The sequence below is a fragment of the Gymnodinialimonas mytili genome, assembly GCF_037544085.1.
Classification (GTDB): Bacteria; Pseudomonadota; Alphaproteobacteria; order Rhodobacterales; family Rhodobacteraceae; genus Gymnodinialimonas; species Gymnodinialimonas mytili.
The window spans coordinates 1-13,985 of record NZ_JBBIFW010000004.1 but is presented as its reverse complement, the minus strand read 5'-3'; the positions used below and the strand labels follow the sequence as shown (position 1 = coordinate 13,985).

The window sequence follows — 13,985 nt, the reverse complement described above, 5'->3', positions numbered from 1 at the left end:
AAGCCGCGCTTGACCGGTTGCAAGCGGGGGCCGGATCGCGCTACGCCCCCGCCATGACGCAAGAGCAAAGCGAACCCAGCCTGATCCAACTGGCCCGTGCCTCGGGCGGCGATGCTTTGGCGGAACCCGTCGATCTGGCCGCGCGGGTGCGGGAATTGCGCAAGGCGCGGTCCTGGACGCTGGAACAGGCGGCGACACAGGCGGGGCTGGCCCGCTCGACCCTGTCGAAGATCGAGAACGGGCAGATGTCGCCCACCTATGACGCGCTGAAAAAGCTGGCCGTTGGGCTGGAAATCAGCGTGCCGCAATTGTTCACGCCCGCCGCGACGCCCCAGGGCGGGGGCCGCATGGCCGTGACCGCGCGCGGCGAGGGGACGGCGCATCCGACGACCACCTATGAGCATGAGATCCTGGCCGATCAACTGACCCAGAAGGCGATGCTGCCCTATCGCGCGCGGATCCGGGCGCGCGCCTTTGAGGAATTTGACGGCTGGATCCGGCATGAGGGGGAAGAATTCCTCTATGTGCTGACCGGTGAGATCCGGCTTTTCACGGAATTCTATCAGCCGGTGGACATGAAACGTGGCGACAGCGCCTATTACGATGCCGCGATGGGGCACAACGTGATCTCGATCTCGGACGATGATGCGACAATTCTGTGGGTCACCGGCATGGCCTGAGGGATTGCGCCGCGCCTTCGGCGCGTCGCCCGGGGGCCTCGCACGCTGACGCGTGCTCGGCCCCGCCAAGCGGCTAGGATCGCGCCGGAAAGATCAGCCGCGCGACCAGGACAGCCAGAATGGCCCCGACAATCTGCATAACAATGAAAAGCGGCGCGTCACCGGGGCCGATCCCGGCGAAGGTATCGCTGAATGACCGCGCGATGGTCACGGCAGGGTTGGCGAAACTGGTCGAGGCGGTGAACCAATAGGCGCCGGTGATATAGGCGCCGACCAAAGCCGCGACTTGGCCCGGCGCATGGCGCAACCCGCCCAGGATGGTCAGAACCAGGCCGAAACTCGCCGTGACCTCCGCCACCCATTGCCCCGGCCCGCTGCGCGCCGTTACCGAGATCTGCAGCACCGGCAGATCGAACATCACATGGGCGAGCCAGACGCCCAACACACCGCCCACAATCTGCACTGCCACATAGGCGATCGCCAAAACGGGCGCGATCTCACCCCGAAGCGCAAAGACCAGCGTCACCGCCGGGTTGAAATGCGCACCGGAAACCGGACCGAAGATGGTGATCAGCACATAAAGCGCCACGCCCGTCGCCACCGCATTGGCCAGCAGGGCCACGCCGATATTGTCGGGCGACAGATCCGCCGCCATGATGCCAGAACCCACCACGGCGACCAGTAGAAACAGCGTACCCAGGCCCTCTGCGGCCAGTCTTTGCAGCAACGTCCCCATGGTTAGCGCTACTGAAACATCTCGCGCAGATCCACGGTGCTTTCCTCGCCCAGATCGTCGAAATGATCGCGCAGGAAGGCGTCACCTGCGGCGTGCCCGGCGGCGCGCAACTGGTAAAGCACCTGCGGCGTCGCCACCAATTTGGTGCCCACTGAAAGCTGCCGCATCAGCTCATCATCGGCGATCATATGGATCAGCACATCCTTCATCGCGCCATCGGACAAAGCGCCTTGGAAGAGCAACCGCTGCACGAACTCGATGGCGCGCAATTCGCGGAGCAGAGAGGTGTTGAAGCTGATCTCATTGATACGGTTCTGGATCGCCCGGGCGGAGGTCGGCACCTCATCGCGGTAGAGCGGGTTGATGTTTACCACGATGACGTCACGCGGCAGATCGGGCGCATAAAGCGGGAACAGCGCCGGGTTGCCTGTATAGCCGCCATCCCAATAGGCCTCCAGCTTGCCGGTGGCAGGATCGGGGATTTCAACGGCGCGGAACAGCGTCGGCAGACAGGCCGAGGCCATGATCGCGTCGGGCCCGATCTCCTCACCCGAGAAGATGCGGATCTTGCCCGACCGCACATTGGTGGCGCAGATATAGAAGGCGGGTCCGGCATCGCAGCAGACGTGATCATATTGAAATTGCTCGACAATCGCAGCGAGCGGGTTCTGATAGAACGGCCCCGACGCATAGGGGCTGACCATGCGGCTGAGGCTGTCACTGACCGCGAAGGGAAGGGAGGTTTCGATGGCCGCACTTACCGCTTGGGGCGATATCATGTCGAGCCAGGGCGCGACGCGTTCATCGGTTATGGCGCCCACCTGCTGCCAGACCCATTCCAGGGTTTCCTTGGCGAGCGCGCGGGAGCCGCGCGACAAGCCCGATTTCACCGCCGCGCCGTTCAGCGCGCCCGCCGAGGTGCCGGACATCCCCGCAATCTCGACCTCGGGACAATCCAGGATGGCGTCCAACACGCCCCAGGTGAACGCGCCATGGGCGCCACCGCCTTGAAGCGCAAGGTTGATCGGTTTCGTGGAATTGGATCTGGTCCGGCGGGCCATGGTCGGTCATCCTTCAAAGCTTGGGGTCAGGCCCCGTGGGTGTCTTTCCACAGCGCCAGCAGGTCGGCGAGCGCCACACCTTCTATGCGCATCCCGTTGATATTGCAGTTGGAAATCGACGCGTTGGTCAGATTCGCATTCTCGATCACCGCGCCGGTCATGTTCACATTGGTCAGGCTGATATCGGTCATATTCGCATCGGTGACGCCAAATCCGGTCAAGTTCGCATAGCTGACCTGCACCGCGCTGAGGTTCACATTGTGCAGTTTCGCGTCGGTCAGATTGACGTTTTCATAGCGCAGGCCGGTCGCATCGACATCTTCGAACAGCGCATTGACCAGATGGGCGTCGCGAAAGGTGCTGTCTTTCAGACTGACCCGCGTGAAGCTGGAGCCGCAGAGATACATGTTGTCGATATCCAGCCGGTCCGTTCCGGCCTCGTCACTCTCTGCCATGGGCGGCTCCTGATCTGGGCAAATATCAATCTGATTGATGATCCATTTCGACTATCGATTTTTTCGATGATGGCGGCGCGACGCTTACAACGCGGTCCACCCGCCATCGACGCTGATCGTGGTGCCGGTGATCTGATCGCCCGCCGGTGAGCAGAGGAACGCGACCGTGCCGCCAAGCTGCTCGACCGTGGCGAATTCCTTCGACGGCTGACGGTCAAGGATCACCTTCTCGATGGCCTCCTCCTCACTCATATCGTATTCCTTCGCGGTGTCGGGGATCTGCGCCTCGACCAGCGGGGTCAGCACATAGCCCGGACAAATCGCATTGGCGGTGATCGGCTCTTTCGCAGTTTCCAGCGCGACCACCTTGGTCATGCCCACCACGCCGTGTTTGGCGCTGACATAGGCCGATTTGTAGGGGGAGGCGGTCAGGCCATGGGCGGAGGCGATGTTGATCACCCGACCCCACCCCGCCTTGCGCATCATCGGCAGCGCCACCGCCGTGGTATGGAAGGCCGAGGACATGTTGATCGCGATGATCGCGTCCCATTTTCCGGTATCGAAATCCTCGATCGGGGCGACATGCTGGATCCCGGCATTGTTGATCAGGATATCGCAGGTGCCCGCCTGCTCGATCAGGGCGCGCGCCTGGTCGCCTTTGGACAGATCGGCCTGAATATAACGCGCGGTCACACCGTGTTCGTCGGCGATCTCTTTGGCCAGCGCATGGTCGTCTTCGGTGTCGGTGTAGGAATTCAACACCACATCGGCGCCCGCACGGGCCAGTTCCCGGGCCACACCCAGGCCAATTCCGGAATTGGAGCCGGTGATAATCGCGGTTTTGCCGGAAAGGTCGGTGATCAAGGCCATGGGATCGCTCCGTCATTCTGTTGTTGCGAGACAGCCTAATGCTGCAACTGCAAAAAGAACAGAGGGAGCGCGCCCAAACGCAAAATGGCCGCTCAGCGGGGCAGGCGAGCGGCCGGTTTTGAAATCTTTTTTGGGGGATCAGGCGGCGGAGCGAGCTGTCTGCGACCGTCGCATCAGGCCCAGAGCACCCAATCCGCCCATCAGAAGAAAGACGCCGGCGGGCAGTGGAACCGGTGCGATAACCGGGACAGGTGCGACCGGTGTGACCACGGTCGGCCCCGGCGGATAGAAGGGTGTGCCGGGCGTATCCGGGGTGCCGCCGATGCGCGGCGCGCAATTTTGAACACATCCACCGACCACGGCCTGGCGAAACCCGCTGCGCCCGACGCTGCGGGCAAACCGATCAGCCACGCCGCCACGGCCGCCCGCAACGGGGAGCGGGGCAGGCGCCGGTGCTGCGGCGACGGGGCCGCCACCCGCATTGCCCCCGGTCCGACCGGCGGCGACACCGTTGTTCAACTTCTGACCGGGCTCGTTCTGGCCGCCCACGACGCGGTCACGGGGCAGGCCCACGCTGTCGGGGGGCGGCGCTTCGGCCGGGGCGTCGATCAAGGCCCGCAGATGCAGAGAGCTGCGGCCAAGGATGTGATCTTCTTCATTATGGTCAATGGGGCCGAACACGCCAGCGCGTGCGGCAACCTCCAGTCGATCCGGGCGGGTGGTGGAAGGCGCCCAAGTCTCGGAGGCACCGCCTTCCAACAAGAACATGCGGTCGAGAACGTCGTAATAGGAATGGCCGCCGCCCGAGCCGATATCATAAACGGTGGCCGCCTGTCCGACGGACGCGCTGAACAAAAGAGCCGCTGCGATGGTTAACGATTTCGACGCCATTTGAGTAACATCCCGATAAATTCCCTAGGATGTATGGCGCGGCATTGCGGCTGGCGGTGGGACGGATTGCGAAACCTTCGTATCCATTTCTGGGCAATATTGTGGCAAGTGGCCGGGATTAAGCGAAAAGCCGCTTTGTGCCCGCGCGACGCCCGGCGCTGTCCTGCCGATCCCATGTGGATAAAAAAAACCCCGGCACGAAGCCGGGGTAAGTCATTGAGGCAGGTTTCATACAGGCAAGAAACCTATCGAGCAGTGATCTCTGTATAAGCAATGACTTGGCCCTTGTCCAACCGAAATATTTGCGCCGGACCCGGGGGGCCGGTAGCGTCGTCCACAACAAAATCGAGCCGCAGGAGGATTGTTCACGGATGCCGACGAATTGTTTCATCAAGGGGGCCGTCCTGATTGCCTGCACCATAGGGCTGGTTGGTCCTGCCCCGGCTGAACCGCAACATGGTGTGGCTATGTATGGCGAACCGGCCCTGCCCGAGGATTACACCCATCTGCCCTATGCCAATCCCGACGCCCGGACGGGGGGGCGGATCGTGACCGGCGAAGTTGGCTCATTCGACAGTTTGAACCCGCTGATCCGGCAAGGCTCGGTGCCCTGGCAGCTCCGATTCCTCGTCTACGAATCGCTTTTGGCCCAATCGTGGGACGAACCATTCACCCTTTACGGGCTTTTGGCCGAATCGGTCGAGATCGCCGAGGACAATACTTGGGTCGAATTCACCCTGCGCCCCGAGGCACGGTTTTCGGATGGCAACCCGGTTACGGTGGAGGATGTGATCTGGTCCTACGAGACCTTGGGCACCCAAGGTCATCCGCGCTATCTGGGCATCTGGACCCGGGTCGAGGGCATCGAGGCGGTGGGCGAGCGGACCGTGCGCGTCACCCTGAGCGAGCCCGACCGCGAATTGGCGATGATCATGGGCATGCGGCCGATCCTGCAGGCCGCGCAATGGGACGAGGCGGAGTTCACCGAAAGCGGGCTGACGACCATTCCGATCACCACGGCGCCTTATGTCATCGATGATTTCCAGGCCGGGCGCTTTGTCTCGCTGCGGCGCAACCCCGATTATTGGGGCGCCGATCTTCCGTTTCGGCGCGGCACCAATGTGATCGACGAGATCCGGATGGAGTTCTTTGCCGACGTCACTGCCATGCGCGAAGCCTTCACCAGCGGCATCGTCACCACTATGCGCGAGACTTCGGCGCAAAGCTGGGCGGAGAATTACGATTTCCCAAGGGTGCGCAGCGGTGAAGTTGAACTGGCCGAGGTGCCCCATCAGCGGCCTGCGGGGCTGACCGGATATGTGATGAACACCCGAACGCCGCTGTTTTCCGATTGGCGCGTGCGCGAGGCGATGATCCAGGCCTTCAATTTCGAGTTCATCAACCAGACGGTGAATGGCGGTATCGATCCGCGGATCACGTCGCCCTTTGCCAATTCGCCCCTGGAAAGGTCGCCCGGCCCGGCGACGGGGTTGGTGGCCGAGCTGCTGGAGCCTTACGCCGCTGATCTGCTACCCGGCGCGTTGGACGGCTACGAATTGCCCGTCTCGGACGGGTCCGCGCGCAACCGCGCCGGGATCCGAAATGCGATCCGCCTGATGGAGGAGGCGGGATATAGTGTCGAAGACGGCGGGATGATGGGCCCGGATGGGCCGGTCTCGTTCGAGATTCTGCTGCAGACCGGTTCGTCGGAGAACGATGCCATCACCAATATCTATACCCAGGCGCTGGAACGGTTGGGCATCGAGGTGAATGTCAGCCGCATCGACAGCGCGCAGTTCCGCGAACGGAGCGACGCATTCGATTTCGACATGATCTATTATCAATGGGGTCTGTCACTGAGCCCGGGCAATGAACAATATGCCTATTGGGGCTGTGACGTGGCGGATCAGCAGGGCTCTCGCAATCTGCACGGGGGGTGTAATCCGGCAATTGACGGGATGATCGACGCGATGTTGACGGCCGACAGCCAGGAGGAATACCGCGCGGCGGTGCAAGCCTTGGATCGCGTCCTGATGGCCGAGCGCTATGTGATCCCGTTCCACCACAACCCGATCAGCCGCTTGGCGTTCAATGCCGAGTTAAACTATCCGGAGGTGATCCCGATCTATGGCGACTGGATCGGGTGGCAGCCGGATGTGTGGTGGGTTGAGCCCGACTAGCCCGAGGCCAGCGGGGTGAAGGGGGCTTGCCCCCGGCGCCTTTGGCGCCGCCCCAGGATATTTTTGAAACAGAGAAAGGGCCGCGTCAGACCGGGGACAGATGGTGGCGCAGATAGGCCACCCGCGCCGTGATATCGGTTTTGGGCAGGAAGGTGAATTTGTAGCCGAGTGCGGAATAGGCGGCGCAGAGGCGGCCATATTCCGCGATCCCCTCCGACAGGCTGTGCCTGCGGGCGGCGTCGGTGACATAGATCTCGGGCCAGGGCTGCGCCATGAACATGGTTTGCGCGAAGGGATGGGCGGCCAGCAGGCTGGTATCCAGGGCGCGGCCCTCCTGATGGGCCAGATTGACGGCGGCATCCACCAGGCCGCGGTCGAAGATCACCGGCGCGGGCAGGGCGAAGGCCTCGGCGTAATCGCTGAGGCTCAGTTCCAGCGCCATGCGCGCAAAGCCCATCGGATCGCGCGCCGGATCGGGCCCGCCTGCCTCGATGATACGGCGGCCGGGTTCGGGCACCACCGACAGGCCGGTTTCGGCCAGCGCGGCCAGAAGCGTGGATTTGCCGCCGCCGGAACAGCCGGACAGGATGACGAAGCCCGGGCGCGGGATCACTCGGCGGCGTCGGGGAGGGCGCGCGTGGGCGCGCTGGCTGGCTCATTGTCCGCCGGATAGACCAGACCTGCGGAGATGATCAGCTTGGCGGCATCCTCAACGCTCATATCCAGCACCTGCACATCCTTGCGCGGCACGAAAAGCAGAAAGCCCGAAGTCGGGTTCGGTGTCGTCGGCATGAAGATCGACACGACATCATCCTCGGTCTTGTCCTGCACCTCGCCCTTCGCATTGGTCGAGATGAAGGCGATGGCCCAGATGCCCTTGCGCGGATATTCCACCAGGCAGGCGCGTTCGAAATTCTGCTGGCCTTGCTGCAGGATCGTCTCGGCGATCTGCTTCAGCCCGGAATAGACAGACCGAATGACCGGGATCGACAGAACCAGCGATTCCGCCCAGCGGATCATCGAGCGCCCGATCAGGCCCTTGGCCAGCCAGCCGATGATCATGGTGAAGATCAGGAAGGTCACCACCCCGATGCCGCGGATATTGACCTCGATCCCGGTCCATTCGCGGATCAGGATCGACGGGTTGTAGTTGGTGGGGATCAGCGGCAGGACCCAGGAATCGATCCAGCCCGTCAGGGTCCAAATCAGCCAGATCGTGATGCCGATGGGGGCGATCACGATCAATCCGGTCAGGAAATTCGACCGGAGAGAGGCGAACAAGCCGCGTCTGGGCGGTTTTTCAGGCTGTGGCAATTGCATCGGGTGAAACGCGGTTGGGGATAAGGGGAAGGTCAGACATTACTTAAGCGGGCATTGATGTCGGCACAAGTTTACAACGCGGAGTTGCCTGCTTCTTACGCAGATCGTGTCTCAACCAGCGCCCGGGCGATCTGTGCGGCCAGGCGGGCATTGTTGCGGACAAGCGCAATATTGGCGGTCAGCGTGGCGCCTTCGGTCATCTCGAACAAACGTTGAAGCAGGAACGGCGTGACGGCCTTGCCACGGATGCCCTGCGCGTCGGCCTCGGCCTGGGCGTCGGCGATGACGGGGGCGAGCGCGGCGGATGGGATTTCGGCCTCGACCGGGATCGGATTGGCGACCAATTGGCCGCCCGGCAGGCCAAGCGTGGCGCGCATCCGATGAGACGCGGCGATCTCAGCGGCGCTGTTCAGGCGTAACGGGGCGGCCAGACCGCTATCCCGGCTCCAAAACGCGGGGAAGGCATCTTGGCCATAGGCGATGACGGGCACGCCCAGGGTTTCCAGCACTTCCAGCGTTTTGGGCAGATCCAGGATTGCCTTGGCGCCTGCGGCCACGACGGTGACGGGTGTTTCCGAGAGTTCCCGCAGATCGGCGGAGATGTCAAAACTGTCCGCGGCGCCCTGATGCACGCCGCCAATTCCGCCGGTCGCAAAAACCGAGATCCCGGCAAGCGCCGAGCAGATCATCGTGGCGGCGACAGTGGTCGCGCCGATGCCGCCCTGGGCCAGACAGAGCGCCAGATCGGCGCGGCTGAGCTTGGCGACGTCGCGCGCCTGTGCCAGGCGATCCAGATCCGCATCCTCTAGCCCGACATGGATCCGCCCATCCATCACCGCCATCGTCGCGGGCACGGCGCCCGCCGCGCGGATATCAGCCTCGACCAAGCGCGCGGTTTCGACATTTTGCGGATAGGGCATGCCGTGGGTGATGATCGTGCTTTCCAGCGCGACAATCGCGCGACCCTCGGCGCGGGCCGCGGCCACCTCGGAGGAATAGGTGAGGGGGAGATCCGTCATCCTGCGGGGTCCTTTCCAGAGACATAAGCTGCGGCTGCGTTTACAGCCGTAAACAGAGCCTTTTCAGGGGGTTGGCCCGCAACTTCGGCGGCAATATGGGCGGCCATGAATGTATCGCCCGCGCCGGTGATGCGCTGCGCCTCAACCGGGGGCGGAGTGGCCGACAGGGTGCCGTCGGCGCTGGCATCCACCGCCATCTGCGCGCCTTCGGTCACCAGAACACGGCGCGCGCCCGCATTGATCAGCGCCTGGGCGGCGGCGGCGGCATTGGCAGGCTTGGTGCCGGTCAGCAACCCCGCCTCTTCGCGGTTCACATAAAGCGTTGCGCGAGGATGGTGCAGAAGCGGGCGCAACCGTTCGGCCTTACCGGGCGAGGCCGGGGCGAGACGCAGATCGGCGGCGGCAAAGAGGGGGCTTTGCGCGATTTCCGCCAGCAGGGCTTGGGTCAGGTTGCCGTCAACGGCCACGGGGCCGGCCCAAGGCGTGGCCTCAGACCCCAAGCGGCCATCGGCGAGTGGCGCCAAGATGCGCGCGCCCGCCTTTTCCAGCGAATGGGCATGGGCGATGGCGGCCACAAGCGTGCCTTGCGCCTCAATCGCCATATAGCGGTCGGTGGGCAGGGCCGGATCGACCAGCATGGGCCCCACATCCAGATCCATCTCGGCGCAGGCCGCGCGCAGATCGCGCCCCTCGCTGTCATCGCCCACCACGGACAGCAGCGCGGGCCGCAGCCCCATCCGCTGGAGGGTCATCGCGATGTTCAACGCCACGCCGCCCGGAATGCGCGAGATTTGGCCGGGCTTGTCGTTGCCAAGCGCCATCGGATCGTCGCAGCGCCCGATAATGTCCCACAGGACGGCGCCGATACACAGAATATTCGGGTTAGAAGCCATGGCCTCTCTTGCCCCGATGCAACCGCACCTGCAAGCGCCGCCCGTGAAATGACGGGCGGCTGTGGCACGCGGTTAACGTTTGCGCGCCTTTGGATGCAGCGAGGAGGCGAGGATATGATCGGCCTCGTGCACCACAGCCTGCGCGTGGCGCACGATCAGCGGGTCGGGGGCCTGCACCACGTCCAGATCCTTCCCGGGGTAATCCAGGCTGGCCAGGAAATGGCGCATGCAATTCAGCCGGGCGCGTTTCTTGTCGTTCGACCGGATCATCGTCCAGGGCGCATCGGCGGTGCAGGTGTAGAAGAACATCGCCTCTTTCGCTTCGGTGTAATCATCCCATTTGTCGAGGCTGGCGCGGTCGATGGGCGAGAGCTTCCATTGTTTCAGCGGATCGGTCTCACGCGATTTGAAGCGGCGGCGCTGTTCCTCTTGCGTGACCGAGAACCAGTATTTGAACAGCCGGATGCCGGAGCGCGTCAGCATCCGTTCCAATTCGGGGGTCTGACGCATGAATTCGAGATATTCGTTGGGCGCGCAAAACTCCATCACCCGTTCGACCCCGGCGCGGTTGTACCACGACCGGTCATAGAGCACGATTTCACCGGCCGTGGGCAGATGCTTGATGTAGCGCTGAAAAAACCATTGCCCGCGCTCTTCCTCGGACGGTTTGTTCAACGCCACAACACGGGCGCCGCGGGGGTTCAGATGCTCCATAAAGCGTTTGATCGTGCCGCCTTTGCCAGCCGCGTCGCGGCCTTCAAACAGCATGACGATCTTTTGGTCGGTCTCTTCGACCCAATGCTGGACCTTCAGCAATTCGACTTGCAACGCGGCCTTTTCAGCGTCGTATCGGGCCCGGTCCATCTTCTCGGCATAGGGGTATTCGCCCTGATCGAAACCGATGATTTTCTCGGGGGCCGGGGTTTCCACACCAGCGGGGGCCAGCCCCTCGACCGGGGCCAGTTTCACCGTCTTTTCTGCCATCACACGCTCCGTCGTTTTGTCCCGCGCCGAAGATGATGTGGTATTTGACGCTTTGTCGTTGATCTGCGTCAAGGCGCAAGGGGTTGCGCTGCATCTGCAAATGGCCTATCCGGCGCGCACTTCTCAGGCGAAGGCGGGCTTTCGGGACAGACATCCCCGGCGGTCCACCGGTTGAAGCATCCGCTTCTAAACCTTCGCCCTAGGCGCAAACCGGAAAGGACAATGGCATGGCGCTTCCTGATTTCTCCATGCGTCAGCTTCTTGAAGCTGGCGTTCACTTTGGCCACCAGACGCAACGCTGGAACCCCCGTATGGGCGAGTTCATCTATGGCGACCGCAATGGGATCCACATCCTCGACCTGACACAGACGCATCCGATGCTGGAGCAGGCGCTTCAGGTCGTGCGCGAAACCGTCGCCAAAGGCGGTCGGATCCTGTTCGTGGGCACCAAGCGTCAGGCGCAGAAGCCGATCGCAGAGGCTGCCGAGCGCTGCGCGCAGTATTACATGAACCACCGCTGGCTGGGCGGCACGCTGACCAACTGGAAAACCGTGTCGAACTCGATCCAGCGCCTGAAGGACATCGACGAAAAGATGGCCGAAGGTCTTGAAGGTCTGACCAAGAAAGAACGTCTTGGCATGGAGCGTGACCAGCAGAAGCTGCAGGCTTCGCTGGGTGGCATCCGCGAAATGGGCGGTCTGCCCGACCTGATTTTCGTGATCGACGTCAACAAAGAAGACCTGGCGATTGCAGAAGCCAAAAAGCTGGGCATCCCGGTTGTGGCCGTGGTCGATACCAATTGCTCGCCCGATGGCGTGGATTACATCATCCCGGGCAACGACGATGCGGCCCGCGCGATCTCGCTCTACTGCGACCTGATCAGCCGTGCGGCCCTGGACGGGATGACCACGCAGATGGAGACCGCCGGTGTCGATCTGGGCGCATTGGAAGAGGGCACAATTGAAGACGCCCTGACCGAAAGCCCTGCCGCCGAGGCCGAGGCTGCCGCCGCTGAGGCGCCTGCCGAAAGCTAAGATCCCGTCACAGAACGTTTACACGTTCAGGTCACATGGGGTCGGGCCGCTGTGCCCGACCCGAGTTTTCCGCATCTCAGGAGAAGAGACATGGCAATCACCGCAAGCATGGTGAAAGAGCTGCGCGACAGCACCGGCGCAGGTATGATGGACGCCAAGAAGGCCCTGACCGAAACCGATGGCGATATGGACGCCGCCGTGGATTGGCTACGCACCAAAGGTCTGGCGAAAGCCGCCAAGAAATCCGGCCGCACCGCGGCAGAAGGCCTGGTGGCCGTCGCCGTTGAGGACGGGGCAGGCGTCGCCATTGAAGTGAACTCGGAAACCGACTTTGTCGGCAAGAACGCCGAATTCCAGGAGATGGTGGCCGGGATCGCCAAGGCGGCTGTGGCGGTTGACGATCTCGACGCGCTGCTGGCGGCTGACATGGGCGGCAAAACCGTCGCCGACACCGTGACCGACAAGATCGCCACCATCGGCGAGAATATGGGCGTGCGGCGCATGGCCAAACTGTCCGGCGATACGGTCGTGTCCTATGTGCACAACGCCGCCGCCGACGGGATGGGCAAAATCGGCGTTCTGGTGGCGATCAAGGGCAATGATGCCGGTTTCGCCAAGCAGGTCGCGATGCATGTGGCCGCGGTGAACCCCGCCTCGCTGTCTGAGGCCGATCTGGACCCAGCCGTGGTCGAGAAAGAAAAGCAGGTGCAGATGGATATCGCCCGCGAATCCGGCAAGCCCGAGCAGGTCATCGAAAAGATGATCGTGGGCCGCATGAAGAAATACATGGCCGAGGTCACCTTGGTGAACCAAGCCTTTGTGGTGAACCCCGACCTGACCGTCGGCGAGGCCGCCAAGGAAGCGGGCGTCGAACTCACCGGGTTCGTGCGGCTTGAAGTCGGCGAAGGCATCGAAGTGGTGAAAGAAGACTTCGCCGCCGAGGTCGCCAAAGCCGCCCAAGGCTAAAGACCTGACATTACGCTATTCCAAAGGGCAGGGGGCAACCTCTGCCCTTTGGCGTTGCGGCAAAGGTCCGCTGCGAGCCCAAAGTGGCGGATGCTGCAAAGCAGCTAGATGATCCTTTGCTCTAGCTCGGCAGGATCGGCGACATCGACATGCCAAAAGTCGCGCGCTTCAACCGGTAGCTTCGCTAACACTCGCTCGAAGTCCCCCCGGTTGGTAGATCGCCGAACCGCCCATGCCGTTGCCTCAATAGCATTGTCCGGCGTTAAGTTGTGGTTCACCCTTACCGCTTTGACCTCGGAAACGAGCTTTTCGCGGTCATAAAATTCTGCGCGGGGTTCCGTAACATCCCAGTCGTGCACAAAAATCGCACGAAGGACGCTCGGCAGGACACTTGCGAATTCCAAACCCTCTTGAGCGTTCAAACGACGCCGAAACACCTGTAGGACCGCATCGACCGCCGTGTACGCCATGTTGTCGGACTCAAGGGACATGCGCTCTTTCACATCGTTGAGGAAAGCGCGCCATTCCTTGGAAGCGTGTCGATATGTCCACGGCATTGGCACGGGTAGCTGGTTCCCTTCAATGGCATCGTCTCCCACACCGATATCGAAATTCAAAAGATTTGTCGAAGAAACGAACGGCGGGTTCGTCCCGCCTTCCGGCCCTATGACGCCCCTGAACCAACGTCGGCTTCGGGCTGGCTCCGGCCATCGGCGCCTAACGCGGTGGACGGCAGGTGAGAGCCCATTTTGCCCAATGCTGCATGTCTCACTAACGTCCGCTTTGAGCAGTTTGGACTAAAACCGGGGGAGTTTTTCCGGGCAGTATTGTCACCACTGACAACTTGGTTTCGCTTGAGGCAGGCGCGCAAAAACTGCCGTTTTGGACGGAAGATT

The 13,985-nt window shown here is 62.5% G+C and carries 15 protein-coding genes; 4 read left to right on the top strand and 11 right to left on the bottom strand.

What is annotated here, in order from left to right; translation table 11 throughout:
* The first annotated feature begins 53 nt into the window (after positions 1-53).
* Entirely contained in the window at positions 54-680 is a 627-nt protein-coding gene (locus V8J82_RS16460; protein ID WP_339976697.1) for a helix-turn-helix domain-containing protein, read from the top strand.
* Positions 681-753: 73 nt separating this feature from the next.
* Here V8J82_RS16460 and V8J82_RS16455 read toward each other — a convergent pair whose 3' ends face one another.
* The 5 genes from V8J82_RS16455 to V8J82_RS16435 all read right to left on the bottom strand — a co-directional run bounded on the left by V8J82_RS16455 (position 754) and on the right by V8J82_RS16435 (position 4,693).
* The gene (locus V8J82_RS16455) at positions 754-1,416 is read right to left on the bottom strand and encodes an aquaporin (protein ID WP_339976695.1); all 663 of its coding nucleotides are present in this window, start codon (positions 1,414-1,416) and stop codon (positions 754-756) included.
* Positions 1,417-1,424: 8 nt separating this feature from the next.
* Positions 1,425-2,477, bottom strand: coding sequence for a patatin-like phospholipase family protein (locus tag V8J82_RS16450; protein WP_339976693.1), 1,053 nt, complete (start codon positions 2,475-2,477; stop codon positions 1,425-1,427).
* Between the two features lie 26 nt (positions 2,478-2,503).
* Positions 2,504-2,932 carry a pentapeptide repeat-containing protein gene (locus tag V8J82_RS16445; protein WP_339976691.1) on the bottom strand — a complete coding sequence of 143 codons (429 nt, stop codon included), beginning with the start codon at positions 2,930-2,932 and terminating at the stop codon, positions 2,504-2,506.
* Between the two features lie 84 nt (positions 2,933-3,016).
* Positions 3,017-3,802 (bottom strand): 3-hydroxybutyrate dehydrogenase, encoded by a 786-nt coding sequence (locus tag V8J82_RS16440; protein WP_339976689.1) that lies wholly within the window; start codon positions 3,800-3,802, stop codon positions 3,017-3,019.
* 138 nt (positions 3,803-3,940) lie between these two features.
* Positions 3,941-4,693, bottom strand: coding sequence for a VPLPA-CTERM sorting domain-containing protein (locus V8J82_RS16435; RefSeq protein ID WP_339976687.1), 753 nt, complete (start codon positions 4,691-4,693; stop codon positions 3,941-3,943).
* Positions 4,694-5,064: 371 nt separating this feature from the next.
* Here V8J82_RS16435 and V8J82_RS16430 point away from each other — a divergent pair, with 371 nt between their 5' ends.
* Positions 5,065-6,873, top strand: coding sequence for an extracellular solute-binding protein (locus V8J82_RS16430; RefSeq protein ID WP_339976685.1), 1,809 nt, complete (start codon positions 5,065-5,067; stop codon positions 6,871-6,873).
* 85 nt (positions 6,874-6,958) lie between these two features.
* Here V8J82_RS16430 and V8J82_RS16425 read toward each other — a convergent pair whose 3' ends face one another.
* From V8J82_RS16425 to ppk2, 5 genes are all read right to left on the bottom strand, one after another.
* Positions 6,959-7,486 (bottom strand): AAA family ATPase, encoded by a 528-nt coding sequence (locus V8J82_RS16425; protein ID WP_339976683.1) that lies wholly within the window; start codon positions 7,484-7,486, stop codon positions 6,959-6,961.
* Positions 7,483-8,193: a DUF502 domain-containing protein gene (locus V8J82_RS16420; RefSeq protein WP_339976681.1), complete on the bottom strand. Its 711-nt coding sequence runs from the start codon at positions 8,191-8,193 to the stop codon at positions 7,483-7,485. The genes V8J82_RS16425 and V8J82_RS16420 overlap by 4 nt, the downstream gene beginning before the upstream one ends.
* Positions 8,194-8,288: 95 nt before the next feature.
* On the bottom strand, positions 8,289-9,212 hold the full coding sequence (locus V8J82_RS16415) for a pseudouridine-5'-phosphate glycosidase (protein ID WP_339976679.1): 924 nt from the start codon (positions 9,210-9,212) through the stop codon (positions 8,289-8,291).
* The gene (locus tag V8J82_RS16410) at positions 9,209-10,105 is read right to left on the bottom strand and encodes a PfkB family carbohydrate kinase (RefSeq protein WP_339976677.1); all 897 of its coding nucleotides are present in this window, start codon (positions 10,103-10,105) and stop codon (positions 9,209-9,211) included. Before V8J82_RS16410 ends, V8J82_RS16415 begins: the two co-directional genes overlap by 4 nt.
* A gap of 72 nt (positions 10,106-10,177) precedes the next feature.
* On the bottom strand, positions 10,178-11,089 hold the full coding sequence (gene ppk2, locus V8J82_RS16405; RefSeq protein ID WP_339976675.1) for a polyphosphate kinase 2: 912 nt from the start codon (positions 11,087-11,089) through the stop codon (positions 10,178-10,180).
* Positions 11,090-11,316: 227 nt separating this feature from the next.
* Between ppk2 and rpsB the strand changes: the two genes are divergently transcribed.
* Positions 11,317-12,123 carry a 30S ribosomal protein S2 gene (gene rpsB, locus V8J82_RS16400; RefSeq protein WP_339976673.1) on the top strand — a complete coding sequence of 269 codons (807 nt, stop codon included), beginning with the start codon at positions 11,317-11,319 and terminating at the stop codon, positions 12,121-12,123.
* A gap of 90 nt (positions 12,124-12,213) precedes the next feature.
* Positions 12,214-13,089, top strand: coding sequence for a translation elongation factor Ts (gene tsf / locus V8J82_RS16395; RefSeq protein WP_339976671.1), 876 nt, complete (start codon positions 12,214-12,216; stop codon positions 13,087-13,089).
* 104 nt (positions 13,090-13,193) lie between these two features.
* Here tsf and V8J82_RS16390 read toward each other — a convergent pair whose 3' ends face one another.
* Positions 13,194-13,706: a DUF2267 domain-containing protein gene (locus tag V8J82_RS16390; RefSeq protein WP_339976669.1), complete on the bottom strand. Its 513-nt coding sequence runs from the start codon at positions 13,704-13,706 to the stop codon at positions 13,194-13,196.
* Positions 13,707-13,985 lie beyond the last annotated feature (279 nt).

Excerpts from the sequence above, each read along its gene's own strand:
- V8J82_RS16460 (WP_339976697.1), top strand. The coding sequence starts at position 54 with ATGACGCAAGAGCAAAGCGAACCCAGCCTGATCCAACTGGCCCGTGCC.
- V8J82_RS16415 (WP_339976679.1), bottom strand. The coding sequence starts at position 9,212 with ATGACGGATCTCCCCCTCACCTATTCCTCCGAGGTGGCCGCGGCCCGC.
- V8J82_RS16440 (WP_339976689.1), bottom strand. The coding sequence starts at position 3,802 with ATGGCCTTGATCACCGACCTTTCCGGCAAAACCGCGATTATCACCGGC.
- V8J82_RS16410 (WP_339976677.1), bottom strand. The coding sequence starts at position 10,105 with ATGGCTTCTAACCCGAATATTCTGTGTATCGGCGCCGTCCTGTGGGAC.
- V8J82_RS16445 (WP_339976691.1), bottom strand. The coding sequence starts at position 2,932 with ATGGCAGAGAGTGACGAGGCCGGAACGGACCGGCTGGATATCGACAAC.
- V8J82_RS16450 (WP_339976693.1), bottom strand. The coding sequence starts at position 2,477 with ATGGCCCGCCGGACCAGATCCAATTCCACGAAACCGATCAACCTTGCG.
- rpsB (WP_339976673.1), top strand. The coding sequence starts at position 11,317 with ATGGCGCTTCCTGATTTCTCCATGCGTCAGCTTCTTGAAGCTGGCGTT.
- tsf (WP_339976671.1), top strand. The coding sequence starts at position 12,214 with ATGGCAATCACCGCAAGCATGGTGAAAGAGCTGCGCGACAGCACCGGC.
- V8J82_RS16420 (WP_339976681.1), bottom strand. The coding sequence starts at position 8,193 with ATGCAATTGCCACAGCCTGAAAAACCGCCCAGACGCGGCTTGTTCGCC.
- ppk2 (WP_339976675.1), bottom strand. The coding sequence starts at position 11,089 with ATGGCAGAAAAGACGGTGAAACTGGCCCCGGTCGAGGGGCTGGCCCCC.
- V8J82_RS16435 (WP_339976687.1), bottom strand. The coding sequence starts at position 4,693 with ATGGCGTCGAAATCGTTAACCATCGCAGCGGCTCTTTTGTTCAGCGCG.
- V8J82_RS16430 (WP_339976685.1), top strand. The coding sequence starts at position 5,065 with ATGCCGACGAATTGTTTCATCAAGGGGGCCGTCCTGATTGCCTGCACC.
- V8J82_RS16455 (WP_339976695.1), bottom strand. The coding sequence starts at position 1,416 with ATGGGGACGTTGCTGCAAAGACTGGCCGCAGAGGGCCTGGGTACGCTG.